The sequence below is a fragment of the Brevibacillus sp. NSP2.1 genome (assembly GCF_000470975.2).
GTDB classification, from domain to species: Bacteria; Bacillota; Bacilli; order Brevibacillales; family Brevibacillaceae; genus Brevibacillus; species Brevibacillus agri.
On record NZ_CP048274.1, the window covers coordinates 3,488,127 to 3,514,528 of the forward strand.

The following is a 26,402-nucleotide window of genomic DNA, read 5'->3' on the forward strand; positions in this document are numbered from 1 at the left end:
CACGAGCGACTACATCCTGCGATTTTTTGCGCGAAAAAAAAGGAGCGCTACCACTCGCAGCGCTCCTTTCCCTGTTCTTGTCCGACTATTCCTCGACCTTTTTTGGCGCCTTGCCAAACCAGGTCTTCGCTATCAGCTCGACGACTTGCTTCGGCAGCGATTGCGGCGGCTGCACTTCCTGGCCTGACGCGTCGACGCTGCGATACAGCAGCGCTGTGTCGTCTGCCGGATCTGACTTCGTTTGCAAAGTCCACTCGCCGATTTGCCCGGCGTTGGTCCATTCCTCGATCATGAGCTGGTATTCGCCCGGTGCCAGCTCAATGTAGTCGTCCTCTGTCACATCAATGACAGCGTAGCCGTCGTGCTCGATTTCGGCATCGTATGTATTCCCGTTGGCTGCTTCGTAAAGAGCCAGCTCTTCCGGGTTGTTCAAATTCTCTTTCAGCGTCGCAAAATCGTGAATCGTCACTTTGATCCGTTTTGCCATTGGTACCCCTCCCTCGTTGACAACATCCTCTCACACTGTACCACAATCCGGTCAAGCCTGCCAATTGTTCGCCAGACGCCGGACGTGCCTGATTTCTTCGCGATGCCCCCCGCTTGACCCTCGCGCTGTCTCCAATACAATCGGCAAGCCTTGAAGCTGCGGCGTGCGCAACAGCTCGGCAAAAGCATTGTCCCCGATCATCCCTTGTCCGATGCGCGCATGCCGATCCCGAAACGAGCCGCTCGGGTAAACCGAATCGTTCAAATGCACGGCGGACAAATACGGCAAATAGTCCAGTTCTTCCATACGCTGTATGACCGCGCCCCAATTTTTCCCGTCCCACAGCCCGCTGGCAAACGCGTGGCACGTATCGAAGCAAAACCCGACCTTCTGCGGCTCGGCAAGCAGTTGCCGCACCTGTGCCAGCTCCTCCAGCGTCGTGCCCATCCGGTTGCCCTGTCCGGCGTTGTTTTCGATCAGCAGCTTGGCCTGTCCGGCCCAGCCGTCCACGATTCGATTCGTCAGCAAAATCATCCGCTTGTAGCCGGCAAGCACGTCCGTCCCTTTGTACTGCCCGAAGTGGACAACTACGCCAAGCGCTCCGCACGCCTCGGCAATCTCCAGATCGTTGCGCACCGATTGCACCGTCACCAGAGCCAGCTCGTCGTCTTCCACGCACAAGTTGACCGGATAAGCCGTATGGGCAATCGACGCCAAGCCGTGTTCCTCGCAAAAAGCGCGGCAAGCTGCCGCATCGGCCGGATCAAACTGCTTGACCCCCAGGCTGCGCGGGTTTTTCGGGAAAAACTGATAAGAGGCGGCTCCTTCCCGCAGAGCGGTTCGCGCCGCCTCTGCATAGCCGTGGCGGATGCTGATGTGACACCCGATTTTCATGCGTTCCTCGCCCCCTCACTCGCTTTCCCCATTTTTCCCCTGGCCGTCCATTCTCAATCGCCTTGCGGGAAAGCACTTGCGCTTCTTTCTCCCATCCGGTAGACCGAAATTAAACCGAACGTTCAGTCTATAAAAAGGAGCCTTGCCTTTCATGTCCAAACGTCGCCTTGATGGGGAGAAAACCAAACAACATAACGTCGAGAAAGCAACCGAGCTGTTTTCCCAAAAGGGCTACTTCGCCACATCGATCGAAGACATCTGCCAAGCGACCGGAGCGAGCAAAGGGAGCCTTTACTACCATTTCAAAAACAAGGAGCAGCTTTTTTTGCACCTGCTGGAAAAGCAGTATAACGAGTGGACAGAGCTGTGGAAGGAAAAAGAGAAGCAGTACGCCACTTCGGTGGAAAAGCTGTACGCCTTGGCCGCTTTTCTGCTCGAAGACTTTTTGTCCCACCCGTTGAAACGAGCCGGAGAAGAGTTTTCCGGCAGCCAGCTCGCCGATCCGCTCATTATGGACCAGGTGCTTGCGATGCTCAGCTCCTCCTACATGCTGTACACGTCGATTTTTCAGGAAGGAATGGCGCGCGGAGAATTTGCCGAGGCCGATCCGGAAGAGCTGGCGATGATCCTCGAAGGGTTTGTCAACGGCCTTATCAATGTCGGCTTCAAAATGGAGGAGGAGCGCCTTCATGCCTTGATGAAGCGGGGGATTGATGTTTTGCTGCATGGTATTGTCGCCAGGTAGCTTTTTTTTTCGAAAGTTTATAGACCGAACGTTCGGTTTAATTAATCGCAGGAGTGTGCAAAATGAAGCCACTAATGGGGAAATCGCGTCTTTCTCACCGTCTTTGTCTCCGATACGCTGGAAAACGTCGGGATTTGGATACGCAACATGGCTTTGCTTTATTACGTGATGGAGACGAGCGGAAACAATCCGGTTGCCGTCTTCGCTCTCTCCATCGTCGTCGAGGCGCTCTCTGTCTGGCTGATCGTCACCGCTGCCATGCGTTTTTTCACCGGAGTGGGGCTTGCTTTTCTGGAAATTGTGATCGGAATGCGGATGATTACGCTTGTCGAAGAAGCGTACGTCGGCCGGGTAAACGGGACGATTGCGCCGCTGCTCGTCGGGCTGATGATGCTCGGTTCGTTTGTGGCCGGGCCACTGATGCAGTTGACCGCGCTGATTTATGTCTTCGTCATCGCAGGCGCGGTCGTGCTCGTTGCCGCCTGGGGAAGCTCCCGCATCAACTGGGCGTCCGGCGCTGAGCGTGCCCTGGAGCATTAGAAAACTTGGCTGCGCCAAGCCATTGGCACAGCCTTCGTTGCACTTTCCGCTGGATAAAATCTTATCCAACCTTATCTGCACAAAAAAGCTGCCCGGAGTCCGGACAGCTTGCCTGTTCACGAATGAGCCTATGATTTGACGATCAACAGCGGCGTTTTGGTGCGATGAATCGTTTTGAAGGTCACGCTGCCGAGAAGAGTGCCCGCGATGCCGCCAAGCCCGTGGTGACCGAGCACGATCAGACCTGCTTGCTCCTCTTCGGCGGTCTGGCGAATCACTGTCGCCGGATCGCCAATTACTACCTTGCTCTCGTAAGGAATTTGCGCCGCTTCCAGCACTTCTTCGCAAGTGCGCACGGTTTCTTTTCCCCAGTTTTCCAGCGTCGCTGTGTCTTCCCAGCCTACGCCGTACACTCCGGCATAAGCGACAGGAGGCGTCACGACACTGAGCAGCAGGTAGGAAACGCCCGGAATGTCCTGGCTCAAGGCAATCGCTTTTTGCGCTGCGTTTTTCGCCTGCTCCGAGCCGTCGACGGCGATCAGCACTTTTTGCCAAGGGAAGCGGCTGGCATCGGTCTCCTCGGAAATGAGGAAGACAGGAAGCTGGGCGTCGTGAATCGTCGGGTAGCTGACGCTTTGCAGCAGGAATCCGGTGATCCGGCCGTATCCGTGCGTCCCCATGACGATTGCGGCGTACTCGCCTTTTGTCGCGTGCTTGGCGATCACTTCATGCGGCTCGCCGAACTCGATTTCCAATTCGTAAGTGACTCCTGCCTCTTCGACAATCGTGAGGAACTTTTTCAAGTCTTCTCTCGCTTCATCCAATTGGAAATCTTCCACGCTTTTTTGCCCGAGCTTGCGGACGACGTTGCGCGATGGAAACGGAGGGATGGCATGAAGCAGAGTCAGTTCATGCTTATCTTTGGCGTACGCAAGAGCAAAGCGAACCGCCTGAATAGACTGTGCAGAGAAATCTACTGGTACTAGAATACGGGACATAAGGACACGTCCTTTCCTCTTTCATCGTCGCAAAAAGTCGATTTTTGAGACTTTTTGCCTGTTTTCATTGTAGACTGACACCCTCATTATGTATGTAGGGGAATTCCCTGATCTTGGCATCGAAAAAACCCTTAGGTCTAGTTTCTCTCTCTATTCTAGTACTCCTGTAATAAAAATGGTGGGCTCTGCGCCGAGATCAATATCGCAAATCTCGTGATCTTCTGCCATCCGCCTATTCGCCTGCTGCTCCCGCCTGATGACCCGCACGACCGGACGGGCTGGCAGGCCGCGGTTTTGGTCGATCACGACGCCGACTTCGCCTGTGCTCAGCTTGAGCGACGTGCCGATCGGGTACAGCGCGATCGAGCGCAGGAAGTGGATGACCATTTTGTGGTCGAAGCGCTTTTCCGCAAGGCCCATGATTCGCTCGCACGCCTCGTAGGGAGGCAGCGTCTCCTCTTCCTCGGAAAGCGGCGAGATCAGATTGTCGTAGTAGTTGCAGATCGCGACGATTTTGGCGAACTCGTGAATCTCGTCGCCGCTTAGTCCGCGGGGGACTCCGGTTCCGTCGACCCATTCATGGTGCTGGAGCGGCACGTGCGCAGACACGATGCTCATCTCGTGTTTTTTTCGCAATATTTCAAACCCTATCCAGGTATGATGATTGGTCCTGCTGTTTTTCTTGTAGGCTGGCGCTTCCTTGTCCACCGACAGCTTGCCGATGTCATGCAAAAGCGCGCCGATTGCCAGCTCTTTCAGTTGCGTGGTGTTGTAGCCAAGCCCGACGCCCATCACGGTCGCCATCATGCAGACGTTGAGCGAATGGATGTACAGGGCGTTGTCCTTGGTGCGAATTTCCCCGAGATTTAACAGCACCTTGCGATTGCGCAGCGTCTCTTCGACAATGTTGCCGACAGACTTTTGAATGCCGCGCACGTCGAACTCCTTGCCGGACTGGACACACGAAATCGCGCCTGACAGATTGCGAATGGCATCTTTTCGCGTCGTCTCTGTGACTACCTCCTGTTCCTTCACCTCGTCGAAAAAAGGGTCCTTGATACTGAGCATCGTCACCCCAAAGCGCCGCAGCTTGTTTATCATTCCGACGGTCAGTTGCACACCCGTCTGCAACAGCGTCAAGCCCTCGCTCGTATAAATGCTGCGAGCCAGCACATCCCCAGGCTCAACTTGATCTACGCTCACATATTTCATGGGGTCAATCCTCCTGATTCCTTCTCCCCTGATGCTTTTTCCCTATCTTAGCATTGGAAAAACATGTTTCGCAGATGTTTTTATGAACAATCCGGCAAAAAAGGACCTTTGCAGCAAAAAAGCACCGGATGATCCGGTGCTTTTCGCACAAAAGACGGCGCTGTTTCTTTTGGCCTTACAGTCGCGCTTTTTCTCTGCGGCTGGCCATCGCCTCCAGGAACACGTCGACGACGGTCGGGTCAAACTGGCTGCCTTTTCCGTCCAGCAACTGGTCGACAGCCTTCCCGTAGTCCAAAACAGGGCGGTAAAGCCGCGCTGATGTCATCGCGTTGAAAGCCTCGGCGACAGAGACAATTTTTGCGCCCAGCGGAATCTCGGCAGCGAAAAGGCCGTGCGGATAGCCTTTTCCATCCAGCCGTTCGTGATGGTACAGCACCGTCTTGGCAATTCCTCGCTGTTGCAAGGGAGCAATCCGTTTTACAATCGCGTAGCCGATCTCTGGATGCTTTTTCATGATAGCCAATTCTTCCGGTGTGAGCGACCCGTTTTTCCTCAGGATCGAATCCGGTGTGCCAATGATCCTGATGTCGTGCAGCAAGGCGCCGATATACACATTGGCACATTCTTCCTCGTCGAGCTGAAGTTGGTTGGCGATTACCCAGACGTAAAAGCCAACGTTGACCGAATGCTGATACGTATAAGGATCACGGGCGTTCACGCATGAAACGAGCGAGTGGATCGTTTCGACCATGTGATTCGTAGCCGCACGGTTACTATGCAGCATCGTCGTTAACAGTTTTTGCAATGGTGCCTCCCCGGCCATGTCATCCCGCTCTTTTCTCTCAAGCGAAATTTACGAAATGTAGCGCCGCAACGTTTTCGTCATTCTCGGAGCAGCAGAGCAAAGACAAGCTCTCCTTGCTGCACACCCTTCCCGCCAGGGGGAATCTTAATCAAGCAGTCGGAATCTTTAATCGACACGGTTACGCTTGACTGGTCCATTCCGACAGGCTTTACGAACAGTTTGCCATCTTGCACATACGATTTTCCGCGGACATAGCGCGGATACGCATTGACCTTGGCAAACGCCTCTCCTAAAAAAGCCGTGCATTCCGGTCTGTATTTGTTTTTGCGCCCTTGCATCCCCAAAATCGCCGGGCGGACGAACAGCTCGAAGCCGACAAAGCACGCCCCCGGATTGCCTGACAGGGCAAATAAAAAGGCGTCTTTCCACACCCCTGCCGTCGTCGGGCTTCCGGGCCGCATCGCTACTTTGTTGAACAGCAGCTCCCCTTCCCAGTTTTGGAAAAGATCGACGAGAATATCGTAGTCGCCTACCGATACGCCGCCTGATGTGATGACAAAATCCGCGGTGGAAAACGCATCGAGAATAACCGCTTGCGCTTTGTCCGCTTCATCCGGGACCGCGTTCATCAACAGCGGAATGCCCCCCGCTTCCCGAACGAGCGCTGCCAGCATGTAAGAGTTGCTGTTTCGGATTTTCCCCTGGCACAGTGGCGCGTCCACAGGCAGCAGTTCGGAGCCTGTGGCGAATATCGCGACGGTCGGGCGCTTATATACGTTGACACGAGAAAAGCCGAATGTAGCCAGCAGCGCCGTCTCGCCAGCGCGAATTTCGCTTCCTTTTTGCAGGACGCATTCGCCTTTGGCGAGTTCGTGGCCGATCGGAGTCAGATTTTTGCCGGGCGGCATCTCTTTTTTGATGGACACGAACGTTTTGCCCTGCTTCTCCACGTTGTCGGTCATTTCCAGCATGATAACCGCGTCTGCCTGTTCCGGCACCATCGCTCCGGTCATGATCCGCGTAGCCGTATTAGGCGATACGGCTTTAGTCGGAACTAAGCCGCACGGAACATGCTCGATCACTTCCAGCAGGACGGGCGATTCCGGTGACGCTCCCTTGGTAGCGCTCGCCATGATCGCAAAGCCATCCATCCCGGAACGGCGGAAATGCGGCATCGGCTCGGGCGCCGTCACCTCCTCTGCCAACGTGCGGCCGCAGGCATCTTCCAGCGAAACCTCCTCCACGCCAAGCTGGCGCAGATGCTGTTCGATTCTTCGCTGCGCTTCCTCCACCTGAACAGTCTGTCGGCGAAAACGATTTGCGTTTTCCATCTCGCTTATCCTCCAATTTGCGACATGCGCCTTGCCGTCGGTACATGAGATTGGCTTTCATCTGCCAAAGCCTTGGCCATTTCGTGATTCATCGGCTTGATGCTCAACGCTTTGAAAAAAAGCTGGCGAATCGCTTCATCGTCTCCGATATGCTTGCGAACGTTAAACTCGTCTGCCCAATACAGGCACGGCTTGATGTTGCCATCCGCCGTCAAACGCAGCCGGTTGCACGTTTCGCAAAAATGATCGCTCACCGGGTGAATCAACCCAAAGCTGCCTTTGGCCCCGGCAATCCGAAAGGTCTTGGCGGGACCGTTGCCGCGCACGTCATGGCTTTCCTCTGTTTCCCAGCCAAGCTGCTTACATCGCTCCAAGACGGTCGACAGCGGCAAATACGACTGTTTCCAGCGCATGTCGTTGTGGCCGATCGGCATGTACTCGATAAAGCGGACTTGCACAGCGCCGTCCAGCGTCAGCCGCAAAAAATCTTCAATCTCGTCGTCGTTGATTCCCTTCATGAGAACGACATTCAGCTTGATCGGCCAAATCCCGGCTTGTTGACAGGCCGCGATACTGTCCAAAACGCGCTGGACATCGCCGCCGCGGGTGATAAGCGAAAAACGGTCGGCCTTCAATGTATCCAGGCTGATGTTGACGCGCTTCAAGCCCGCTGCTTTTAATTTCGCCGCCTTTTTCGCCAAAAAAATGCCGTTGGTCGTCAAGGCAATGTCTTCGATTCCCGGTGTTTCCGCTATCGCTGCGACCAGTTCTTCAATGCCTTTGCGGACGAGCGGCTCCCCGCCCGTCAGCCTTACTTTTTTCACGCCCATTTCGGCCAACACTCTGACAACCTCGGTAATCTCGTAAAAAGACAAAATGTTTTCGTCCGGCTCAAATTCCATCCCATCCGCTGGCATACAGTACACACAGCGCAAATTGCACCGATCAGTTACGGAAAGGCGCAAATAGTCGTGAACGCGGCCAAACGAGTCCACTAATTCACTTGGAATCACTGGACGTCCCCCCTTCGGCCTGTTCGATTCGCTCAGGCCAGGTGTACACGTTGAACGACTGGTTGCGAATAAAGCCAACGGTAGTAATGCCAAGCTCCTGCGCCAGCCGCAGGGCCAGCTCGGTCGGCGCCGATTTGGACAACACGATACTGCATCCGATCTTGGCTACTTTCAACAGTACTTCTGACGAAATCCGGCCGCTGAACACCATGATTTTGTCTTCTACCGGCACGGAATGCATCAGGCAATGCCCGTACAGTTTGTCGAGGGCATTGTGCCTGCCGATGTCCATTCGGGAGACGACGATCCCGTTTGCATCGCACAGGGCAGCATTGTGAACGCCGCCCGTGTCCTGAAAAAGCTTCGCTGACTGCTGCATCGCCTGCATGAAGCGAAAGCAATCCGCGCTTGAGATCGTCACGCCTGTCGTTTCCAACTTTTTCACCGTGCGCGCGTCGTTGTAAAAGTAAAAGCTTTGGCGGCTTTTCCCGCAGCACGAAGTGACGTACCGTTTCGAGTGGAACATCTGGTTGTACCTGTTCACTTTTTCGGCGCGGACGTAGGCGTACCCAGTGGTTTCGTCCACAAACAGGTCAGTCACATCCGTGTATGCCTGAATTACCCCTTCAGACGCCAAAAAGCCAATGACAAGCTCTTCGATGTATTCCGGGCTGCACACTAACGTCGCAAACTCTTCCTCGTTCAACATGATCGTAATCGGCGACTCTGTGACGATGGAATCTTCTACTTCCTCCAAAGCGCCATTTTCATAGTGCAGGACAGGAGACAAAATAGACACGGGCTGAATCACGATTGTTTCCCACCTTTCCTTTGCTGCTGCTCGTTATGAAATGGATCGGTCCAGTACATATACGGTCATGGCGATGTCTTCTTCCAGGCTGATATCGGAAAAAATCCGCAAAATTTTGGCGTCGATAATTTCCTCCAGCTTCGCTACTACCGCCGGATCATTGTAAATGTTCTTCACCAGCTTCGTACGCGCATCGTGAACCATTCGTCTGCCGTCTTCGGACATAATCATGAACTTTTCTACGTTGGTCAAATTGCCTTTCATCTCGCAAATGACCCACGGCCCGCAAAACCGAGTGAGGATTTCGCGCGGACCGTTTCCAACGTATTCCTTGCGTATCTCGCGCACAAGCATGCTGAATTGGTGCTCAAGACTTTTTGTCATTCGATATTCTCCTTTAGCTCCCCGACCTTGTTCTGACGGGGAGCCAGCATAATATAGCTGATGACCAGGATAAAAATAACGAGCGATAAAATCAGATTGTTCATCGCATCATCCCGATTGACGATGATAAAACGCACAGTGCCTGTGATCCCGATATAGATCAGATAGCGCAACGGAAAGTGATACGCTTCGTGGAAATACTTGACGATCATCGAAACGAAGACAAAGTAGAGAAAAAAGGCCAAGACTTTTTCCAAAATATCATGGACGTTATTATTTCCTTGAAGGGCATCCAGTACAATGGCATACAGTTCGCGTACAAGGTAAAAGCTCAAGACCAACCCGAGAATGATGAGCGAAGTATTTAGCATGAGTTGATAAAAGCGCACGATTGTCAATTCGTTTTTGCTTTTCGTCATCCAACTAGCTGACCTCCTCTTCAAAAAGCTTGCTGCCTGTTTCATCAGTCTTTCAATCCTTCCCCGACTCCTTTCAGCAGGTTGATGCCAAATCCCATCGCCCGGTTGATGTCCGGATCGCGCAACGCTTTTATCAAATCGAACACGCCGACCTTTGCTCCCGACTGCAAAGCTTCATCCGCTCTTTGCAGCCCTTTGGTAACGCCGGCCATCAGCTTTTTGGTCATTTCCGGATCGAGCTCTGTCAATCCTCCCGCCGCCGCCATCGCATTGTTAATCATGTTCGTGACGGGCGGACGAACCATTTGTCCGACGACGATTTTGGCGATATCTTCTTTCGCTTCGACAGCGGCGTTGAGCGCCCCCAGTATGCCGCTGTCATGCAGCTCCTGCAGCAGCTTGATCGTCGCCTGAATCCCCTCTGGATTTTCGGCCAGGGATTGCAGGACGCGATCGACTGTTTGCGCTTGTTTTTGTTCTTCGCTAACCTCTGGTTTCACTACTTTCGTTATCGGTCTTGCCATTATTTTTCTCCTCCCGCAACGTTAACTTCTGCAATCGGCACGTAATCTTCTCTCGCCCATTTCCGCTCTACCTGGACACCCAGTTGCGGGTTTCGTTTCGCGTAGCGAGGATTGTACATAGGCAGCGGGGTCATGCCTTTTTCTTTGAGCAGCTCCATGCGCACCTTCGTCTGTTTGTACGCAGGGGTTTGCGTGCGAACGTCGCCCACGCTGCCTGTCAGCAGGTTGATCGCATTTTCATGGCTGACGGAGTGCATCGGTACGTACAGTTCGTTGCCGCTGACCCGATCGGTCACGAGCACCCGCAGCTTGATCGCTCCGTACGGCGAGACGAGGCGAACCAGGGAACCGTCTTGCACGCCGCGTTCGCGGGCAAGTTCAGGCGAAACCTCCACAAACACTTCCGGCAGTTTGTACTGGATTCCTTTTGACTTGTTCGTCATGTTTCCTTCGTGGAAATGTTCCAGCAATCGACCATTATTCAAAGTAAGGTCAAATTCCGATGGATATTCCACAGGCGGAATGTATTCCACGAGCGAAAGTCTCGCTTTGCCGTCCGGGAAGTTGAAGCGCTCCTGGTAGAGAAGCGGTTCGTCGGTGCCGTCTTTTTGTACCGGCCAATGCAAGCTGTTCCATCCTTCCAGACGGTCGTAGGACACGCCTCCGTAAAGCGGCGCCAGGCTGGCGATTTCGTCCATGATTTCGCTCGGATGCTGGTAGTTCCAGTTGGCTCCCATGCGTTGCGCGATCATCTGGATGATCGCCCAGTCCGGCTTGGAATCGCCAAGCGGTTCCAAAACTTGATACAAACGCTGGATGCGTCTTTCGGTGTTCGCGAACGTACCGTCTTTTTCCAGCGATGGCGACGCAGGCAAGACGACATCGGCAAATTGCGCCGTTTTGGTCAGGAATACGTCCTGGACGACGAAGAAGTCGAGCTTGCTGAGCGTGTCGTGCACGTGGTTCGCGTTGGAATCTACCCACGCCATGTCTTCGCCCATCAGGTACATCGCTTTCAGTTCGCCTTTTTCGACGGCTTCCAGCATTTCGATATTGGTCAAGCCCGGTTTGTTGGAGATGGTGACGCCGTACGCTTTTTCAAATTTCGCTCTCGCCGCATCATCGGTAATATGCTGGTACCCTGGCAGCCAGGTAGGCAACGTGCCCATGTCGCAAGCGCCCTGGACGTTGTTGTGTCCGCGCAAAGGATAAGCGCCCGCTCCTGGACGGCCGTAGTTTCCTGTCACCAGCAGCAGGTTGGAGATCGCCGCCGATGTATACGAGCCTGCGACGTTTTGCGTGACGCCCATTCCCCACAAAACGCAAGTGCCGTCCGCTTCATGGATCATTTTGGCGGTCTGGATCAGTTGTTCTTTGCCGAGTCCGGTAACTGCTTCGGCGTAGTCCAGCGTGTATTTTTCCAGCATGGCGCGATATTCGTCAAACTGGTTCACCCGCGCCCGGATATACGCCTCGTCATGCCAGCCCTGGTCGATGATGTACTTCGCAACGGCCGTCAGCCAGACAAAATCTGTTCCTTGTTTCGGGTGCAGGAACAGATCGGAGCGCTCTGCCATCTCATGCTTGCGCAGGTCGGAAACAATCAGTTTTTGCCCGTGCAATTTTTTCGCCCGTTTTACGCGGGTTGCCAAAACGGGATGGCCCTCTGTCGGGTTCGCCCCGACGATGATGACCAGTCCGGCGCTGGCGATATCTTTAATCGTGCCTGAGTCTCCGCCGTATCCGACAGTTGCGAGCAGTCCGTCGGTTGCGGGCGATTGGCAATAGCGGGAACAGTTGTCGATGTTGTTCGATTCAAAAACTTGGCGCGCCAGCTTTTGCATCAGGTACGCATCTTCGTTTGTCGTTTTCGACGAGCTGACAAAGCCAAGCGCTTCGCCTCCGTAGGTTTGCTTGATCGCACCCATCCGCTCGGCAATCAGCGTCAGCGCCTCATCCCACGTCGCCGGAACGAAGGCGTCGTCTTTGCGAATCAGGGGCGTAGTCAAGCGCTGGTCGCTGTTGACAAAATCCCAGCCGAACTTCCCTTTCACACATGTGGAGACGCTGTTGACCGGAGAGTCTTCCGTTGGCTCCACTTTCAAAATGTGGCGGCCTTTGGTCCATACTTCAAACGAACAGCCTACGCCGCAGAACGTACAAACCGTTTTCGTTTTTTTGGTTCGCGTCTCCCGCATCGCCGCTTCGACTTCTGAAATCGCAAAAATGCTGCTGTACCCAGGCTCGACTTCTTTAATCAGATCGATCATCGGGTTCAGCAGGTCTTTTTGAATGCCTGACATGAATCCTGCCTCGCCGAGCATCGATTTTTCCATCAGCGCATTGCACGGGCAAACGGTCACGCACTGACCGCAAGATACGCACGAGGAGTCGTTAATCGATTTGTTGTCATCCCAAATGACTCGCGGGATTTCCCGCTCCCAGTCGATGGTCAGCGTTTCGTTTACTTGCAAATCCTGGCATACTTCGGTACAACGTCCGCAGAGGATGCATTGATCGGGATCGTAGCGGTAAAAAGGATGCGACATGTCCACTTCGTAGTTTTTGCCGCGGAACGGACGCGTTTGGTGGTCGATTTCGAGCAACTCTGCCGTGTTGTGCACCCGGCAATTTCCGTTGTTGTTGTCGCAGACGGTGCAATACAGCATGTGGTTTTCCAGGATGCGGTCCATCGCTTCGGTCTGCGCGCCTTTTGCCCGCTCGGAGGAAGTGAGAATCTTCATCCCGTCTGCAATCGGCGTCGAGCACGCCCGCATAATTTTTCCGTCCACTTCGCACATGCACGTATCACAAGTTTGAACTGGGCCTAAAATGGGTGAGTAGCATATATGCGGATGCTCGATGTCGTGTTGCAGCAGGTAGTCCAGGATGCGGGTCCCTTCTTCCGCTTCGTGCTTCACGTTGTTTAGTTCAAACTTTACCTTTTTCATTTCCCAAAAACCTCCAGAATCATAATAAAAGCCCACCATAAAACAATTCGGGCATAACGCATGCACAAATTGTCTTATGGTGGGCTAATGACTAAGCATCAATTGATACCAGTTATCCATCCCATTCGTATGGAGGAGATCAGGATGCGTTGGCTATACGTGATGACCACCCATCAATGATCGACTATAGCTTCATTATAGCACCAAAACCGCCCGAAAATCCAACTCTTTTTGTTGAAGGATTGCTCACACCTTGCCTTTCACATATCTTGCGTTAAAAATGAACAGCCGCATCAGCAAAAACAGCGACGGAATGAGCAACACCATCCCGCCGATGAAAGCCGCGACCAAAAACTTGGCCATCGTCGGATTCGTGACGCTCGTATGAAAGGAGACGTACGGGTAGAGCAAATACGGCAAATGGGACTTTCCGTACCCCCAGAACGCCGTGAAAAATTGCAGCATGACGGAAATGAACATCCAGCCGTATGCCCTTTTGACGATCAATAAGCGCAGCGCATTCAAGAAGAAGCCAAACGACAAAATAAACCAGATGCTATGGTCCATGAGCGAAGAAAAATGCTCAGGATTATGCTTCCACAAGGCCATAAAGACGAGCAAAGACGCAAAAATCGTCGGCAAGCTGTTAAACAGCGCCCATTGCCGCAGCACGCCCTCTGCCTGCGCGTCCTCCGCCCGATTCGCGTAATAGGTCAAAAAGCTTGCGCTGATAAACAGCACACTCACGAGAGCCAAAAACACAACGGCCCAGGAATACGGGCTGTAAAAAAGGTTGCCGGGCAAAAAATGCGGGACGCCGCCGTCCATTTCGATAAATCCCCCTTCCGATATCGTCAGGACGGTGGAAAAGGAAGCCGGGATCAGGACGCCTGTTGCCGCGTACAAAAAATGGTACAGGTGGCTGCTCGGATTGCCGTATTTGCTGAAGGCGTAAAAAGAGCCGCGAATCGCCAGCAAGACCAGGGCGACGCTCGCCGGGACGAGCAGCGCTGTCCCGTAGAAATAGCCTGTCTCCGGAAAAAAGCCGACGATGCCGACGAAAAAGAACACGAGAAAGACGTTGGTCACTTCCCAGACCGGCGACAAATAGCGGGTAATCACTTTGTTGATGATTTCTCCTTTGCCTGTGATCCTTCCGTAGTAGGAGAAAAAGCCCGCCCCGAAGTCAATCGAAGCGACGATGATATAGCCGTACAAAAACAGCCAGAGGATGGAGATTCCAAGCCCTTCCGTCGTCACGTCTGCTCACTCCTCGCATCCAGTAGCGGCTCCACCGGATTTCTGCGCGCCATTCGAACCAGCACATACACGGTCAATATGCCTAATAGAGCGTAAATCACACTAAACAGGACAAGCATCGCCCCGACGTCTGGCGATGTTGTCGCCGCCTCTGCCACGGTCATATACCCGCGCAAAATCCACGGCTGCCGCCCTACTTCAGCAAAAATCCAGCCAAATTCGATCGCAAGCATCGACAACGGGCCTCCGAGCACGATCAGGCCGAGCAGCCAGCGGTTCCATTCCAGTTGCGGCTTCCAGATCCGGCAAGCGACAAAGATACAGGAAAGCACAATCATGAAGCTTCCAATCCCTACCATCAGGTCGAACCAGTAATGAATGATTAAGGGAGGCCAGTTTTCTTTCGGAATGTCGTTTAAGCCCGTGACCTCTCCCTGAAAGCTGTCGGTTGCCAAAAAGGAGAGCATGCTTGGCAATCGGAGGGCGTAGTTCACCTCGTTCGTCGTTCTGTCCAAGGTTCCCCCTACCAGAAGGTCAGCGTGCGTTTTCGTCTCGAAATGCCATTCCGCCGCAGCCAGTTTTTCCGGCTGGTAGGCAGCGAGAAACTTGCCCGACAGATCGCCCACCACGGCCGTCGCCACTGCAAAAATCAGTCCTACCATCATGCTCAGTCGCAACGCCTTTTTATAGTACTCGTTGCGGTGGCCCCGCAAAATAAACCAGGCCGCAATGGCGGCGATCACGAAAGCCGTTGTCATGTACGCAGACGTGAGTACGTGCGCTACCTTGGTCGGCGTCGCCGGGTTGAACATCGCTTTTAACGGCTCGATGTTCGCAATCGCTCCGTTTTCGATCGTAAACCCTTGTGGCGTATTCATGAACGCATTTACCGTCGTTATGAAAAAGGCGGACAGGCCAGAGCCAATCGCGACCGGAATCAAGACGAGCAAATGAAAGAGCGGCTTTTTAAACCGGCTCCACGTGTACAGGTAAATCCCTAAAAAAATCGCTTCAAAGAAAAAGGCAAACGTCTCCATAAATAGCGGCAGAGAAATCACTTGCCCCGCGATTTTCATAAACCCCGGAAACAGAAGGGACAATTGCAGGCCGATGATCGTCCCCGTCACGACGCCAACCGCAACCGTGATCGAATACCCTTTGGCCAGCCTGCGCGCCAAAAGCCTGTACTGCTGGTCTTTTTTCACAATCCCCATCGTTTCAGCCAGTAACAGCAACAACGGCATTCCCACTCCGATGGTGGCATAGATGATGTGAAACCCTAACGTAAGTCCGAATAAAATTCTGCTTTGCAACGCCAAATCCATCCGCTTTCCTCCTTGGCAGCATTCGGTCGTCCCTGCTCGTCTCCCGGTGGAACCCGGCAGCACCGCTCACTTTTTCCGCGTCGTTTTCATCCTTCATTCCCTGCACGGGGATTTTGTCTGTATGCATTCTCGCGCCTCCTTGCTGTCGCGGTCAATGAACGTGCTTCTCGGCTTCCTGCATGCCTTCGCCCATTCCGCGCAAAAAGTTAATCATGGAGCCAAGCGCGAGGGTGACGTTCGGCTCCATCATCGCCCTGCCCATTCCCATCAGGCCCATCGGTTTCTCGCTTTTCGTGTCCGTTAACCGCACGATTCCATGATCGACGGCGTTCAAGATGTTTTGCAGCTTGCCAGGCTCCAGCTTGCCCAAAAACTGCAGCGCGTTCATCCCGTTTTTCATGATCCGGTGCATGCCGGGCTGGTTGAGCTGGGACACGGCGATAACCCCGATGTCATGCCGATTTTTCAGCGCTCCCTGGACGATGTCCAAGACGCCAATCTCCTGCAATTCCTTCACGATATCGAGCAACGTAATCAGCGCCTGGTGGTTTTCGCTCACCGCATCCAGCACCTGCTGGATCGCCTTTTGCTTTTCTTCCTCCGGCGTGGGAATGTACCGTTCAATGTTTGTAATCGCTTTGGCCATCGGCTTGCCCTCCTGTTCCGAGTAAATCGGGGATGGAAATCCAGTCGTCACGCTTCCGTCCTTGATGTCTCGTTCTTCGGCCAGCTCCGGCGAAACCTCCAGCCACGGATTCGGAACCTTGTGGGTAATTCCCGTCGCTTTATACGTCATGTTTCCTTCATGGAAATGCTCCAGCAGGCGGCCGTTGTTCAGATGCAAGTCGAAGTCCTTCGTCAGCTCGAACATCGGCGGCAGCCAGTCAACCTGAATCAGTCGTACCTTTCCATCCGGGAACGGGAACCGCTCGGTAAAGAGCAACGGCGTATCCTCCCCGTCAGGCTTCACTGGCCATAGCTGGCTGTTCCAGCCTTCCAGCCGCTCGTAGCTGACTCCGGCAAACATCGGAGCGAGGCTGGCTGCTTCCACCATGATTTCACTTGGGTGCGTGTAGTTCCCGTTTGCGCCCATCGTGTTGTCCAGATCGCGAATAATCATCCAGTCCGGCCTGGATTCGCCCAACGGCTCAAACACTTTGTGCAGCCGCTGAATCCGCCGTTCCGTGTTGACGAACGTCCCGTCTTTTTCCAGACTCGGCGATGCGGGCAGCACCACGTCGGCAAACTCGCCCACAGGATGCACGTGCCGTCGGCTTCGTGAATCATCGTCGCCAGCTTTATCTGCTCTTCTTTTGTGAACCCGGTCACTTCTTCGGCATATTCGAGGGTGAACTTTTGCAGCGATTGGACGAACTCTTCGTAGCCGTTTACCCTTGCTTGAATAAATTCTTTTGCTTCCCAGCTCTGGTCGATGATGTATTTCGTAATCGCGGAAATCCAGACCAGATCGGTTCCCGGCTTCGGATGCAGATGCAAATTCGCTTTTTGCGCCAATTCGTTTTTCCGCAGATCGACAACCGCGAGCTTTTGCCCAAACAGCTTGTGCGCTCGCTTGATCCGGGTCGTCAGCACCGGGTGGGATTCCGCCGGATTGGCCCCGACCACGATGACCAGGCCGGCGCTGGCGATGTCCTGAATCGTTCCCGAGTCGCCGGAGTAGCCAACCGTCCGCATCAACGCCATGGAAGCAGGCGACTGGCAATAGCGGGAGCAGTTGTCGACGTTGTTCGTCTGGATGACAGAGCGGGCGAACTTCTGGAAAATGTAATTTTCTTCATTGGTGCATTTGGAGGAAGCGATGAAGCCGATCGAATCTGGCCCGTACTTTTCTTTCAGTTCGTTCAGTTTCTTGCTGATAAACCCAAGCGCTTCTTCCCAGCTCGCTTCGACGAATTTGTCGCCTTTGCGAATCAACGGCCTGGTCAAGCGTTCTTCGCTGTTGACGAAATCCCAGCCCCATTTCCCTTTGACACAGGTGGAGATGCCGTTTACGGGCGCTTCTGGCTGCGGCTCGATTTTCAAGATTTTGCGGCCTTTCGTCCATACCTCGAAGCTGCAGCCTACCCCGCAATACGTACAGACCGTTTTGGTCCGCTTAATCCGGGTTTTGCGCATGCTGGCCTCGATTTCGGATACGGCAAAAATTTCTTTGTAGCCAGGTTCCACTTCTTTGGTGATGTTAATCATCGGCTCCAGCACATCGGCGGGAATCCCTGTCATATACCCGGCTTCGCCGAGCATGGATTTTTCCATTAACGCGTTGCATGGGCATACGGTGACACAATGCCCACAGGAAACACAGGAAGACTGGTCGATCGGCACATCGTTGTCCCAGATTACGCGCGGATTTTCGCGGTTCCAGTCGATGGAAAGCACTTCACTGACTTGCAGATCATGGCATGCTTCCACACAGCGGCCGCACAGGATGCATTGATCGGGTTCGTAGCGGTACATCGGATGGGATAGATCGGGGGGATACGGCTTCGGCTTGAACTCGTATTTTTGATGCTCAATTTCCAGGTACTCGGCGGTGTTGTGGACGACGCAGTTTCCGTTGTTGTTGTCACAAACCGTACAGTACAACTGGTGATTGCGCAAAATGCGCGACATCGCCTCCAACTGCGCTTCTTTGGCCAGCTCCGACTTTGTGTTGACGATCATTCCCGGCTCGCTCCCCGTTGCACAGGAGCGAACCAACTGGACGTTCACTTCCACCATACATGTATCGCACGTCTGAATCGGCATCAGATTGGGATGTTTGCAGATATGAGGAATATAACAATCATGGGATTCTGCCACATCCAAAATCGTTTGCCCTTGCACGGCGGGGTACGTTTCGTCGTTGATTTGAATCGTGTACGATCGCTCGTCCATTTTGCCATCCCTCCACAAAATAAAGAACATCCTGGTATGTACGCAAAGCAAACAAAGGTAAATAAAATGCCTGTACCCTTTCTATTCTGAAGTTATTCTGTCGTAACGCTGGGGGATTATACATTTTTACGCAGACGCTGTCCGGGCGCACGAGCTGCAGCTTTACATTCCGCCTGCTCACGTTGGCAACAAAAAACCCAGGGTGTTTGCCCTGGGTGTCGTGCCGGAGAATCGCGTATAGAGAGCGGTATGACGGCGCGATTTTATCGTTGGCACTCGGCCCGATCATCGGGGACATCCTCATGTACATCTTTACCAGCACGATGCTGACGTTTCGCGGCCAATGGTTGCCGGAAATCTTGCGGCACGCGTTGCCCAGGGCCATTGCGATTCCGGCGCTGCTGCTTCTGGGCAGCGCGTCGTTTATATCGGGAGCGCTCGTATTGATTAACTACGCCTTCATCGTGTCCCGCTATTTAAGCCCGGAGACTCCGGTGTACGTACTGTTGATTCTATTTGTTGCGGTAGCGAGCTTCGGCGCCTTGCAAGCTTCGAAAACGGTGCTGTACAGCACGGAGCTGATTCTGATTTTGAACGTGCCGCTCCTGCTGTTTTCAATTGTCAAGGCGTACACGAACCCAAACATGAACTTCGACGAAGTAAGGGCGATGATTGATTACACGTGGATTTTTCCCAGTTGGAAAAGCCTCGCCGTCTCGACGTATGCGGTGACGGGATACATCAGCCTGTCGATTTTCAACCGCGCGTTTTCCGGTGTCCAAATACTCAAGCACCGCTGGACGATCTCCTGTATCGGGTTCAGTATCCTGTTTACCGCGTTTTTTGCATTTCCTATTTATTCGCCATGATTACATGGCGCCTTGTTCGGGATCGGGACCGTAATCGTCGGAAGCTGGCTCAGCGAAGGGACAAAGCGCTATCACCACGTGCTGCGAAAGCTGCAGACGCTTGGCGTCGATCCGATCGGGTTTGGCTTGCGCTATCGGGCTACCCACTACGAGCGGGAAAAAGACTGGGAGAGATGGAAAGCGATCTATCCCCGGCTCGACTGGCAAATCAAGGTGAACATCGACCTCGTCGGATCGGGCGGAATCAAATGACACAGCCGCCCACAAAGACAAAACGACCCTCTGCACGGGGTCGCCAGTTTCTACTCTTCTTTTTTCATGACGCTGTACTCGTCGCGCACCATGGAGACGTCATCGCCTTGCTGGGTCATCTCCAGCTTGTACAAAATGTCGGAAAGCACCGAGGCGACGATCAAGGTCAGATCGCCCGTATTGACGGGTTGGCGAAAATAGTGCCCGATCATCTCGTAGCCTTTTCGCTTGAACGATTCGGTGTCGTCCTCGCCCAAGGCATCACACAATTCTGCGATCAACTCGTTCAACGCGATTCGCGCCCGCTCGTACACGTCGGGCTGATCGGTGGAAACGACATCTGCTTCCTTTTTCTGGCCCAAATTGTCTCTCCTCCTTCCCCCTATAGGGTGGAACAGGAACAAATTTTTATGCAGAATCCGCTTGGCGTGCTGTCCGCGCCTGCGAAGTGCGGATGCCCGTCAATGCCTGGAGCAGCACGCGGTCGTAGTGCGCTTCAGCGTCAGGCTTGCGGGAATCGAGCAGCGTGCCGAGCACAGCGCCCAAAAACCCGAGCGGAATCGAAATCAAGCCGGGGTTGGTCAGTGGAAAAATCGGCTCGGCCAAAATGAAGCCGGTCTGTGGATTCATCACGGTCGGTCCGGCCACGACGAGTACGACGGACGCGATCAGCCCCGTCAACACGCCGCAAATCGCCCCGCGCACGGTAAAGCGGCGCCAGTACAGCGTAAACAACAAGAGCGGCAAATTGGCCGAGGCGGCGACGGCAAAGGTCAGACCGACGAGAATCGCGACGTTCATCTTTTCCGCGCCGATCGCCAGCCAGATGGAAGCGAATCCGACGGCAACCGACGAGCATTTGGCCATCGCGACCTGTTCTTTTTCCGACGCCAGCCCCCGCCGGATCAGATGGCTGTAGACGTCATGGGCAAAAGCGGACGAGGCGGACAGCACCAGCCCGGTCACCACGGCCAAAATCGTGGCAAAGGCGACTGCAGCGATGTAGGCCATCAAAAATTCGCCGCCGAGCGCATCCGCGAGCAGCGTCACGGTCAGATTGCCGCCAAAGCCGACATTTTTCAGCGCCTCATAGCCGACGAAGGCGCTTGCGCCAAAGCCGAGAAAAATCGTCAGCAAATAAAACGCGCCGATCACCCACGTAGCCGTGTAGATCGAGGAACGGGTGGTCACCGCATCCTTGACCGTAAACAGGCGGGAGATGATGTGCGGCAGCCCGGCGGTGCCGAGAATCAGGGCGAGATGCAGCGAGATCGTCTCCAGCGGATCGTTCAACTGGTTGCCCGGATGCAAAAATTGCTCCTGCAACGGCGTGATCGTGCTGACGTGGGAAAACATCTCCGACAGGCTCCAGCCGAATCGCGAAAAGACGATCAGACTGAGGATGAGCGTCCCCGTCAGCAACAAAATCGCCTTCACAATCTGCACCCACGAGGTCGCGACCATCCCGCCGAAGACGACGTAAAACGTCATCAGGCTGCCGACGATCATGACCGCCGTATCGTAGTGGACGCCGAGCAAATAGTGGATGAGCGCCCCTGCCCCGACGAGCTGCGCGATCATGTAAAAAATCGTAATCAACAGCGTCGTACAGGCGACCACCCCGCGCAGCCACAAGCTGTCGAAGCGGACGGCAATCGCGTCGGCGAGCGTATAGCGCCCGAGGTTGTGCAACGGCTCCGCGATCAGAAACAAAATGATGAGATAGGAGACAAAAAAACCGATGGCGTACACGAAGCCGTCAAAGCCGTACATGGCAATCGTCCCGGCGATGCCGAGAAACGAAGCCGCGCTCATGTAGTCGCCCGCAATGGCAATGCCGTTTTGCAGACCCGTCAGGCGGTTGCCGGCGGCGTAAAAATCTCTGGTCGTTCCCGTCTGCTTGGCAGCCGAATACGTAATCGCCATCGTCCCGATTATGACAGCCAAAAAGAAAATGATCGTCGTCACGGACCCGCTCTCCTTTCCCCGCGCCAAACGAAAAAGCCCAGGGATCACCCTGAGCCTTTTTGCCTGGCAGGAGCTTCCTTGCGTTATTTGCTTCTACGCCGAGTCCTTTATTCCTGTGTTCGCCCGCACCAAAATTTCGTCGTACTTCGCGTCGTTGCGCGAGCTGGACAGCAGCGTGCCGATCCAGGCGGCCAAAAACCCGAGCGGGATGGAGACGATTCCCGGATTCGGCAGCGGGAACAACGCTTCTCCGACCAAAATCGCTTTTCCGGCAACCGGATTCCAGACGTTGGGGCTCAAAGCCACGAGAATCAGCGAACTGAACAGCCCGACCAGCATGCCGCTGACCGCCCCTGTTGTGTTAAACCGTTTCCAGAAGATCGTGAACAAAATGACGGGCAGGTTGGCGCTGGCCGCAACGGCGAAGGCAAGCGCGACGAGAAACGCCACGTTCAAATTTTGGGCAAACAGCGCAAGTGCGATGGACACGACCGAAACCCCTACCGAAGCCCATTTCGCCATCTTCATTTGCTCTTTTTCCGTCGCTTTGCCCTGGCGGATGACGTGGCCGTAAAAATCGTGGGCAAACGCCGAGGCTGCGGTCAGCACCAATCCGGCCACGACGGCGAGAATCGTCGCGAAAGCAACGGCGGATACAAAGGCAAAGAGGAAGTTGCCGCCGAGTGCCTGGGCGAGCAGCGGAGCGCCCATGTTCCCGGCCGCATCCATGTTTTCCGCTCCTACAAACGCCGCTGCGCCAAAGCCGAGGAAGATCGTCATGATGTAGAAGAGGCCGATAATCCAGGTGGCGTAGACGACGGACTTGCGGGCAGTCGTCGCGTCTTTTACCGTAAAGAAGCGAATCAGGATGTGCGGCAGCCCGGCCGTTCCGAGCACCAGCGCCAGGTTGAGCGAGATCGTATCCAGCCCGACCTTGAACTTGTTGCCCGGATTGAGGAACTGCTCCCCGAGCGGCGTCGCCGTTTTCATCTGTTCAAACATCGTCATCAGGTTGAAATCAAACTTGGCAAAGACCATCAGCGAGATGATGAACGTGCCGACCATGAGCAGCACGGCTTTGACAATTTGCACCCACGAGGTTGCCGTCATGCCGCCAAACACGACGTAGACCGTCATCAGCGCCCCTACAATCAAAACAGAGGTCGTGTACTCCAGCCCGAGTAATAGCTTAATCAACGCCCCCGCCCCTACGAGCTGGGCGATCATGTAAAAAATCGAAATGGCGATGGAGTTCAGTGCAGCCACACCACGTACCTGCTTATTGTCAAAACGCGCAGCAATCATGTCCGCCATCGTGTATTTGCCGAGGTTGCGCAAAGGCTCCGCTACCAAGTAAAGCACGACGAGGTAGGCGACGAGAAAGCCGATGCTGTAAAAAAAGCCGTCAAACCCGCTTAATGCAATCATTCCGGCAATCCCGAGAAACGAAGCGGCAGACATGTAGTCGCCCGCAATCGCCAGCCCGTTTTGCCACCCTGTCAGCCCACCGCCCGCGGTGTAAAACTCGCTGGTCGTATTCGTCCGCTTGGAAGCGTAATACGTAATCACCAGCGTAAGCACGACAATTCCTAAAAAAAGTAAAAATGCCGTTACATTCATTTGCCCCCGCCCCCTGTCTCCCGCTTGATTTTCTCCACCAGCTCGTCAAAGCGCGCGGCCCGTTTGGTGTACAAAATACAGAGGCCCCAGGTCATGATGAATTGGGCAAAGGCGAACACCCACGCCCACGAAATCGCTCCAATCGCCGGCTGGTTGAGCACGGTGAAATAGGAGGTCAAGATCGGCAAAGTAAAGTAGAAGACAAAGAAGAAAATGGAAGATGGCAGGATGAACGCCCGTTTGCTGCGCAACAGCTCCTTGAAGGTGTCTGATTGGATGATCGCTGTGTAATCACTGCTATCCTGCTTCTGGCCCTGTGTTTTTGGAACCGAAAGCGGCTTGCTCATTGGAACCTCCCCCTCTTCAAACAAAAAATGTAAGCGCTTCCTCTATTGTAGGGAATCCGTTTTTGTTCGTGTGGCTTTTCGCGCAAGATGTCTGGGGGCGTGCGCCAACGGCCGATTTTGCATCGCGATCTGCAAGCGCCTCATTCTTCGAGCCGTCTCAGCAAATCTTTGGCCGAGGTTCGGGACACCGGGATGCGCGTCTTCGCCTCTCCTTTCAATAGCAGGTTGTAGGCGCCGTTGAACCACGGCTCCAGCTCGCTCACATAGTGCAGGTTGACCAGGTAGCTTTTGTGCGTGCGAAAAAAATCGTAGCCGGCAAGCTTTTCCATGAGCTGGGTCAGCGTCATCCGCGTGGAATACGTGTCGGTCTGGGTAATGATGCGCACGAGCCTCTCTTCTCGCACAGCGTAGACGATCGTGGCCGGATCGATCACGACCAGCCTGCTGTTGTCCTCCACGATCAGCTTGGAGCGCTTGGGAGCAGCCGGCTCCTGCCTAGGCTTGACCAGCCGCTCGCGGATGCGCTGCATCGTTTCCACCAGCCGCTTCGGCTCCGTCGGCTTCAGCAAATAATCGACGGCGTTCAGCTTGAAGGCGTCTACGGCAAACGTCTCATACGCCGTACAGAAGACGATGAGCGGCTGCGGCTTGCGGGCGGCCAGCATTCTCGCGGCCTGTGCCCCTTCCAGCTCCGGCATTTTCATATCGAGAAAAACGACGTCCGGCTCGTGCTCGTCGACCATTTCCAGCAACTCCCGGCCGTTGGTCGCGTAGGGAAGCAGCTCGACATCCCCTTCCTGTTGCAACAAATAGCTCAACTCTTCACGTGCAAGTCGTTCGTCTTCTGCAATCATGATGCGAATCGGCATCAGGCACTCACCTCTTTTTTGATTGGAATCGCAAATGTGATCGAACTGCCGCCTTCTGGCCTGTTGGCAAAATGCAGTTGCGCATCCGGGCCTTGCAAACTGATGAGCCGCTGGTTGACGTTGTGGACCCCGATGCCGTTTCCGTCCTTGCGCTCCATCGGAATTTTGCCCAGGAGCGGAAGCAGTTCCTCCGGGAATCCTCGGCCGTTGTCCTCGATCGTAAACACGATGGCATGGCCTTGCCGCTTTACGCGCAGGCTGATTTCCCCGCCTGCCCCCATGTCGCGCAAGCCGTGGTGAATACAGTTTTCAATCAGCGGCTGCAAGGTGCCGGGCGGCATGAGCGCGTCTTCCACGCCGGGATCAACGGACGTATGCACGGCGAACTGCTCGGAAAAGCGGATGCGGATAATCTCCAAATAAGCGTGCAGATGCTCCAACTCCTGGCCGACCGTGACCAGCGTGCTCGACGTGAGCTTCAGATTGAAGCGCATGAACACGCTAAGCTGAATGGTCATATGGCGGGCGAGCTGCGGGTCGATCCGGATCAAGGTCACGATCGAATTGAGCGTGTTGAACAAAAAGTGCGGGTGAATTTGCGCCTGCAGCATTCGCAGCTCCGCGTCCTTCATCAGCCCTTTCATCTGCTCGGCGAGCGACAGCGTCAACTGGTTGGAGATGAGGTTGCCAAGCCCTTTTGCCAGCGCCTCCTGAACTTTGCCGATTTGCTGGGGACGGCGAAAATACAGCTTGATTAAGCCGACGACGCTTCCCCCTTCTTTGATCGGAACGAGTATGGCGGCTTGCAGTTGGCATTGCTTGCGCTTGCAGCCGAGCATCTCCCGGCCCACGCCCTTGTCGATCGAGCCGCTGGCCAGCACGCGCTGCTCCAGATCGCTCTGAACCGTTTCTCCGGGCAAGTGATGGTCGGCCCCGGCGCCGACGTGGGCCAGTACGCACTCCCGGTCCGTCACGGCTACTGCGATCGCTTTCGCCTCGCGTTGCAGCACGAGCGCCGCTGCTTGCGCTGTCTGCGGCGTCAGCCCCATTTTCAACTGCGGCAAAATACGCTGAGCAATCGTGAACGCACGCTCAGCCTCCAACGCAGCGGAGCGCTCCTCTTCTTGCAAGGCGACGCGAATCATCGTCGTAAAAATGGCAATCGAAATGCTGTTCGTAAGCACCATCGGAATGCCAATGACATTGACCATCGTGCGAACCAGCTCCGGCGGTCCTGACATAATCAATAGCAGCGACATCTGGATCACGGGAGCAAACATGCCGATAAACAGCGCTTTGGAGGGCGAGATCACCCGTTCTTGCGAAAAAAACCGCGCCACATAACCTGCCAACAGCCCTGTGAGCGGAACGGACAAGCCCATGGGAACCGCGGCAAAACCGCCCAACTGATACAAGTGCAGGCCTGCAATAATCCCCGCTCCCAGCCCGACCATCGGCCCGCCCAGAAGCCCTCCGATCACGACGCCGACCAGCGTGGAATTGGCAACGATCTCCTCTCCTGCAAGCGAAAAAATCCAAAAGCCCGGGATGTACCCGTCTTTGTGCACCACCACGCCCGCATACGTGCCCGCGATGCCGAACAAGCCGAACATCATCGAAAAAGCGATGGAGGTTCCAAGGTGCAGCTCCCGGTCCAAAAGCTGCCGGAACAGCGGAATCCGCGTCAGGATAAACCCGAGCGTCAAGAGAATGCCCATCCGTTCGATGAGCAGCAGCGTGAGATTGTCCACGGCTTCCTCCTGTTTATGTTGAAATCTTCTATAAATTCCGCATTTATTTCGAATTCCCTGCTGGACAGACAATCAAGCTGGGCGTTTTGCATACGCTGAGTGTGCAATGCTTCATGGGAAGGGTGATGGAAA

At 54.5% G+C, this 26,402-nt stretch carries 25 protein-coding genes and 1 pseudogene; 4 read left to right on the forward strand and 22 right to left on the reverse strand.

Features of this window, described 5'->3' with window-relative positions; genetic code table 11:
• Window positions 1-85: 85 nt before the first annotated feature.
• A complete protein-coding gene (locus M655_RS16905; protein ID WP_007785135.1) occupies window positions 86-487 on the reverse strand; it encodes a hypothetical protein in 402 nt (133 codons plus the stop codon).
• 51 nt (window positions 488-538) lie between these two features.
• Window positions 539-1,381 (reverse strand): deoxyribonuclease IV, encoded by an 843-nt coding sequence (locus tag M655_RS16910; RefSeq protein ID WP_005832855.1) that lies wholly within the window; start codon window positions 1,379-1,381, stop codon window positions 539-541.
• A 151-nt stretch (window positions 1,382-1,532) separates the two neighbouring features.
• Here M655_RS16910 and M655_RS16915 point away from each other — a divergent pair, with 151 nt between their 5' ends.
• Window positions 1,533-2,126, forward strand: a complete 594-nt coding sequence (locus M655_RS16915) for a TetR/AcrR family transcriptional regulator (protein ID WP_026557028.1) — start codon at window positions 1,533-1,535, stop codon at window positions 2,124-2,126.
• A gap of 147 nt (window positions 2,127-2,273) precedes the next feature.
• Complete coding sequence (locus tag M655_RS16920; protein ID WP_007785128.1) at window positions 2,274-2,666, forward strand: MFS transporter; 393 nt, start codon at window positions 2,274-2,276, stop codon at window positions 2,664-2,666.
• Window positions 2,667-2,794: 128 nt separating this feature from the next.
• On the opposite strand, the gene M655_RS16925 is transcribed toward M655_RS16920, so the two are convergent.
• The 14 genes and pseudogenes from M655_RS16925 to M655_RS16990 form a co-directional block, all read right to left on the reverse strand.
• On the reverse strand, window positions 2,795-3,664 hold the full coding sequence (locus M655_RS16925; protein WP_005832862.1) for a universal stress protein: 870 nt from the start codon (window positions 3,662-3,664) through the stop codon (window positions 2,795-2,797).
• Window positions 3,665-3,814: 150 nt separating this feature from the next.
• Window positions 3,815-4,876: an HD-GYP domain-containing protein gene (locus M655_RS16930; RefSeq protein ID WP_007785125.1), complete on the reverse strand. Its 1,062-nt coding sequence runs from the start codon at window positions 4,874-4,876 to the stop codon at window positions 3,815-3,817.
• Between the two features lie 175 nt (window positions 4,877-5,051).
• Window positions 5,052-5,681, reverse strand: coding sequence for an HD-GYP domain-containing protein (locus M655_RS16935; protein ID WP_235694763.1), 630 nt, complete (start codon window positions 5,679-5,681; stop codon window positions 5,052-5,054).
• Between the two features lie 77 nt (window positions 5,682-5,758).
• A complete protein-coding gene (locus tag M655_RS16940; protein WP_026557027.1) occupies window positions 5,759-7,012 on the reverse strand; it encodes a molybdopterin molybdotransferase MoeA in 1,254 nt (417 codons plus the stop codon).
• A 5-nt stretch (window positions 7,013-7,017) separates the two neighbouring features.
• On the reverse strand, window positions 7,018-8,025 hold the full coding sequence (moaA, locus tag M655_RS16945; RefSeq protein WP_026557026.1) for a GTP 3',8-cyclase MoaA: 1,008 nt from the start codon (window positions 8,023-8,025) through the stop codon (window positions 7,018-7,020).
• Entirely contained in the window at window positions 8,012-8,833 is an 822-nt protein-coding gene (gene fdhD / locus M655_RS16950) for a formate dehydrogenase accessory sulfurtransferase FdhD (RefSeq protein ID WP_025848403.1), read from the reverse strand. The genes moaA and fdhD overlap by 14 nt, the downstream gene beginning before the upstream one ends.
• Before the next feature lie 36 nt (window positions 8,834-8,869).
• A complete protein-coding gene (locus M655_RS16955; RefSeq protein ID WP_005832873.1) occupies window positions 8,870-9,220 on the reverse strand; it encodes a Na-translocating system protein MpsC family protein in 351 nt (116 codons plus the stop codon).
• Entirely contained in the window at window positions 9,217-9,639 is a 423-nt protein-coding gene (locus tag M655_RS16960) for a phosphate-starvation-inducible protein PsiE (RefSeq protein ID WP_026557025.1), read from the reverse strand. The genes M655_RS16955 and M655_RS16960 overlap by 4 nt, the downstream gene beginning before the upstream one ends.
• Before the next feature lie 44 nt (window positions 9,640-9,683).
• Window positions 9,684-10,163, reverse strand: coding sequence for a helical membrane plugin domain-containing protein (locus M655_RS16965; RefSeq protein WP_005832877.1), 480 nt, complete (start codon window positions 10,161-10,163; stop codon window positions 9,684-9,686).
• On the reverse strand, window positions 10,163-13,114 hold the full coding sequence (gene fdhF, locus M655_RS16970) for a formate dehydrogenase subunit alpha (RefSeq protein ID WP_026557024.1): 2,952 nt from the start codon (window positions 13,112-13,114) through the stop codon (window positions 10,163-10,165). The genes M655_RS16965 and fdhF overlap by 1 nt, the downstream gene beginning before the upstream one ends.
• A 246-nt stretch (window positions 13,115-13,360) precedes the next feature.
• Complete coding sequence (locus M655_RS16975) at window positions 13,361-14,374, reverse strand: cytochrome d ubiquinol oxidase subunit II (protein WP_007785108.1); 1,014 nt, start codon at window positions 14,372-14,374, stop codon at window positions 13,361-13,363.
• Entirely contained in the window at window positions 14,371-15,699 is a 1,329-nt protein-coding gene (locus tag M655_RS16980) for a cytochrome ubiquinol oxidase subunit I (protein ID WP_026557023.1), read from the reverse strand. Before M655_RS16980 ends, M655_RS16975 begins: the two co-directional genes overlap by 4 nt.
• Window positions 15,700-15,850: 151 nt before the next feature.
• Window positions 15,851-16,345, reverse strand: coding sequence for a helical membrane plugin domain-containing protein (locus M655_RS28115; RefSeq protein WP_309479501.1), 495 nt, complete (start codon window positions 16,343-16,345; stop codon window positions 15,851-15,853).
• Window positions 16,346-16,456: 111 nt separating this feature from the next.
• Window positions 16,457-18,594: pseudogene (locus M655_RS16990) on the reverse strand (molybdopterin-dependent oxidoreductase); the annotation flags it as partial.
• A 215-nt stretch (window positions 18,595-18,809) separates the two neighbouring features.
• Between M655_RS16990 and M655_RS16995 the strand changes: the two are divergent.
• Together M655_RS16995 and M655_RS17000 are read left to right on the forward strand one after the other, a co-directional pair.
• On the forward strand, window positions 18,810-19,463 hold the full coding sequence (locus M655_RS16995) for a hypothetical protein (protein ID WP_286085844.1): 654 nt from the start codon (window positions 18,810-18,812) through the stop codon (window positions 19,461-19,463).
• A gap of 12 nt (window positions 19,464-19,475) precedes the next feature.
• Entirely contained in the window at window positions 19,476-19,715 is a 240-nt protein-coding gene (locus tag M655_RS17000; protein WP_035422680.1) for a Ger(x)C family spore germination C-terminal domain-containing protein, read from the forward strand.
• Between the two features lie 50 nt (window positions 19,716-19,765).
• Here the strand turns inward: M655_RS17000 and M655_RS17005 are convergent, their stop codons facing one another.
• The 6 genes from M655_RS17005 to M655_RS17030 all read right to left on the reverse strand — a co-directional run bounded on the left by M655_RS17005 (window position 19,766) and on the right by M655_RS17030 (window position 26,270).
• Window positions 19,766-20,077 carry a hypothetical protein gene (locus tag M655_RS17005; protein ID WP_005832886.1) on the reverse strand — a complete coding sequence of 104 codons (312 nt, stop codon included), beginning with the start codon at window positions 20,075-20,077 and terminating at the stop codon, window positions 19,766-19,768.
• Between the two features lie 46 nt (window positions 20,078-20,123).
• The gene (locus M655_RS17010) at window positions 20,124-21,641 is read right to left on the reverse strand and encodes a solute symporter family protein (protein ID WP_206699488.1); all 1,518 of its coding nucleotides are present in this window, start codon (window positions 21,639-21,641) and stop codon (window positions 20,124-20,126) included.
• A 135-nt stretch (window positions 21,642-21,776) separates the two neighbouring features.
• On the reverse strand, window positions 21,777-23,303 hold the full coding sequence (locus M655_RS17015; protein ID WP_005832888.1) for a solute symporter family protein: 1,527 nt from the start codon (window positions 23,301-23,303) through the stop codon (window positions 21,777-21,779).
• Window positions 23,300-23,650 (reverse strand): DUF485 domain-containing protein, encoded by a 351-nt coding sequence (locus M655_RS17020; protein WP_005832890.1) that lies wholly within the window; start codon window positions 23,648-23,650, stop codon window positions 23,300-23,302. Before M655_RS17020 ends, M655_RS17015 begins: the two co-directional genes overlap by 4 nt.
• Window positions 23,651-23,790: 140 nt before the next feature.
• Entirely contained in the window at window positions 23,791-24,519 is a 729-nt protein-coding gene (locus M655_RS17025) for a LytR/AlgR family response regulator transcription factor (protein ID WP_005832892.1), read from the reverse strand.
• Complete coding sequence (locus M655_RS17030) at window positions 24,519-26,270, reverse strand: LytS/YhcK type 5TM receptor domain-containing protein (RefSeq protein ID WP_025848389.1); 1,752 nt, start codon at window positions 26,268-26,270, stop codon at window positions 24,519-24,521. The genes M655_RS17025 and M655_RS17030 overlap by 1 nt, the downstream gene beginning before the upstream one ends.
• Window positions 26,271-26,402 lie beyond the last annotated feature (132 nt).

Bases quoted from the DNA above. Each gene is read 5' to 3' on its own strand.
- M655_RS16905 (WP_007785135.1), bottom strand. From the start codon at position 487: ATGGCAAAACGGATCAAAGTGACGATTCACGATTTTGCGACGCTGAAA.
- M655_RS16910 (WP_005832855.1), bottom strand. From the start codon at position 1,381: ATGAAAATCGGGTGTCACATCAGCATCCGCCACGGCTATGCAGAGGCG.
- M655_RS16915 (WP_026557028.1), top strand. From the start codon at position 1,533: ATGTCCAAACGTCGCCTTGATGGGGAGAAAACCAAACAACATAACGTC.
- M655_RS16920 (WP_007785128.1), top strand. From the start codon at position 2,274: ATGGCTTTGCTTTATTACGTGATGGAGACGAGCGGAAACAATCCGGTT.
- M655_RS16925 (WP_005832862.1), bottom strand. From the start codon at position 3,664: ATGTCCCGTATTCTAGTACCAGTAGATTTCTCTGCACAGTCTATTCAG.
- M655_RS16930 (WP_007785125.1), bottom strand. From the start codon at position 4,876: ATGAAATATGTGAGCGTAGATCAAGTTGAGCCTGGGGATGTGCTGGCT.
- M655_RS16940 (WP_026557027.1), bottom strand. From the start codon at position 7,012: ATGGAAAACGCAAATCGTTTTCGCCGACAGACTGTTCAGGTGGAGGAA.
- M655_RS16955 (WP_005832873.1), bottom strand. From the start codon at position 9,220: ATGACAAAAAGTCTTGAGCACCAATTCAGCATGCTTGTGCGCGAGATA.
- M655_RS16960 (WP_026557025.1), bottom strand. From the start codon at position 9,639: ATGACGAAAAGCAAAAACGAATTGACAATCGTGCGCTTTTATCAACTC.
- M655_RS16965 (WP_005832877.1), bottom strand. From the start codon at position 10,163: ATGGCAAGACCGATAACGAAAGTAGTGAAACCAGAGGTTAGCGAAGAA.
- fdhF (WP_026557024.1), bottom strand. From the start codon at position 13,114: ATGAAAAAGGTAAAGTTTGAACTAAACAACGTGAAGCACGAAGCGGAA.
- M655_RS16980 (WP_026557023.1), bottom strand. From the start codon at position 15,699: ATGGATTTGGCGTTGCAAAGCAGAATTTTATTCGGACTTACGTTAGGG.
- M655_RS28115 (WP_309479501.1), bottom strand. From the start codon at position 16,345: ATGGCCAAAGCGATTACAAACATTGAACGGTACATTCCCACGCCGGAG.
- M655_RS17010 (WP_206699488.1), bottom strand. From the start codon at position 21,641: ATGGCGATTACGTATTCGGCTGCCAAGCAGACGGGAACGACCAGAGAT.
- M655_RS17015 (WP_005832888.1), bottom strand. From the start codon at position 23,303: ATGAATGTAACGGCATTTTTACTTTTTTTAGGAATTGTCGTGCTTACG.
- M655_RS17020 (WP_005832890.1), bottom strand. From the start codon at position 23,650: ATGAGCAAGCCGCTTTCGGTTCCAAAAACACAGGGCCAGAAGCAGGAT.
- M655_RS17025 (WP_005832892.1), bottom strand. From the start codon at position 24,519: ATGCCGATTCGCATCATGATTGCAGAAGACGAACGACTTGCACGTGAA.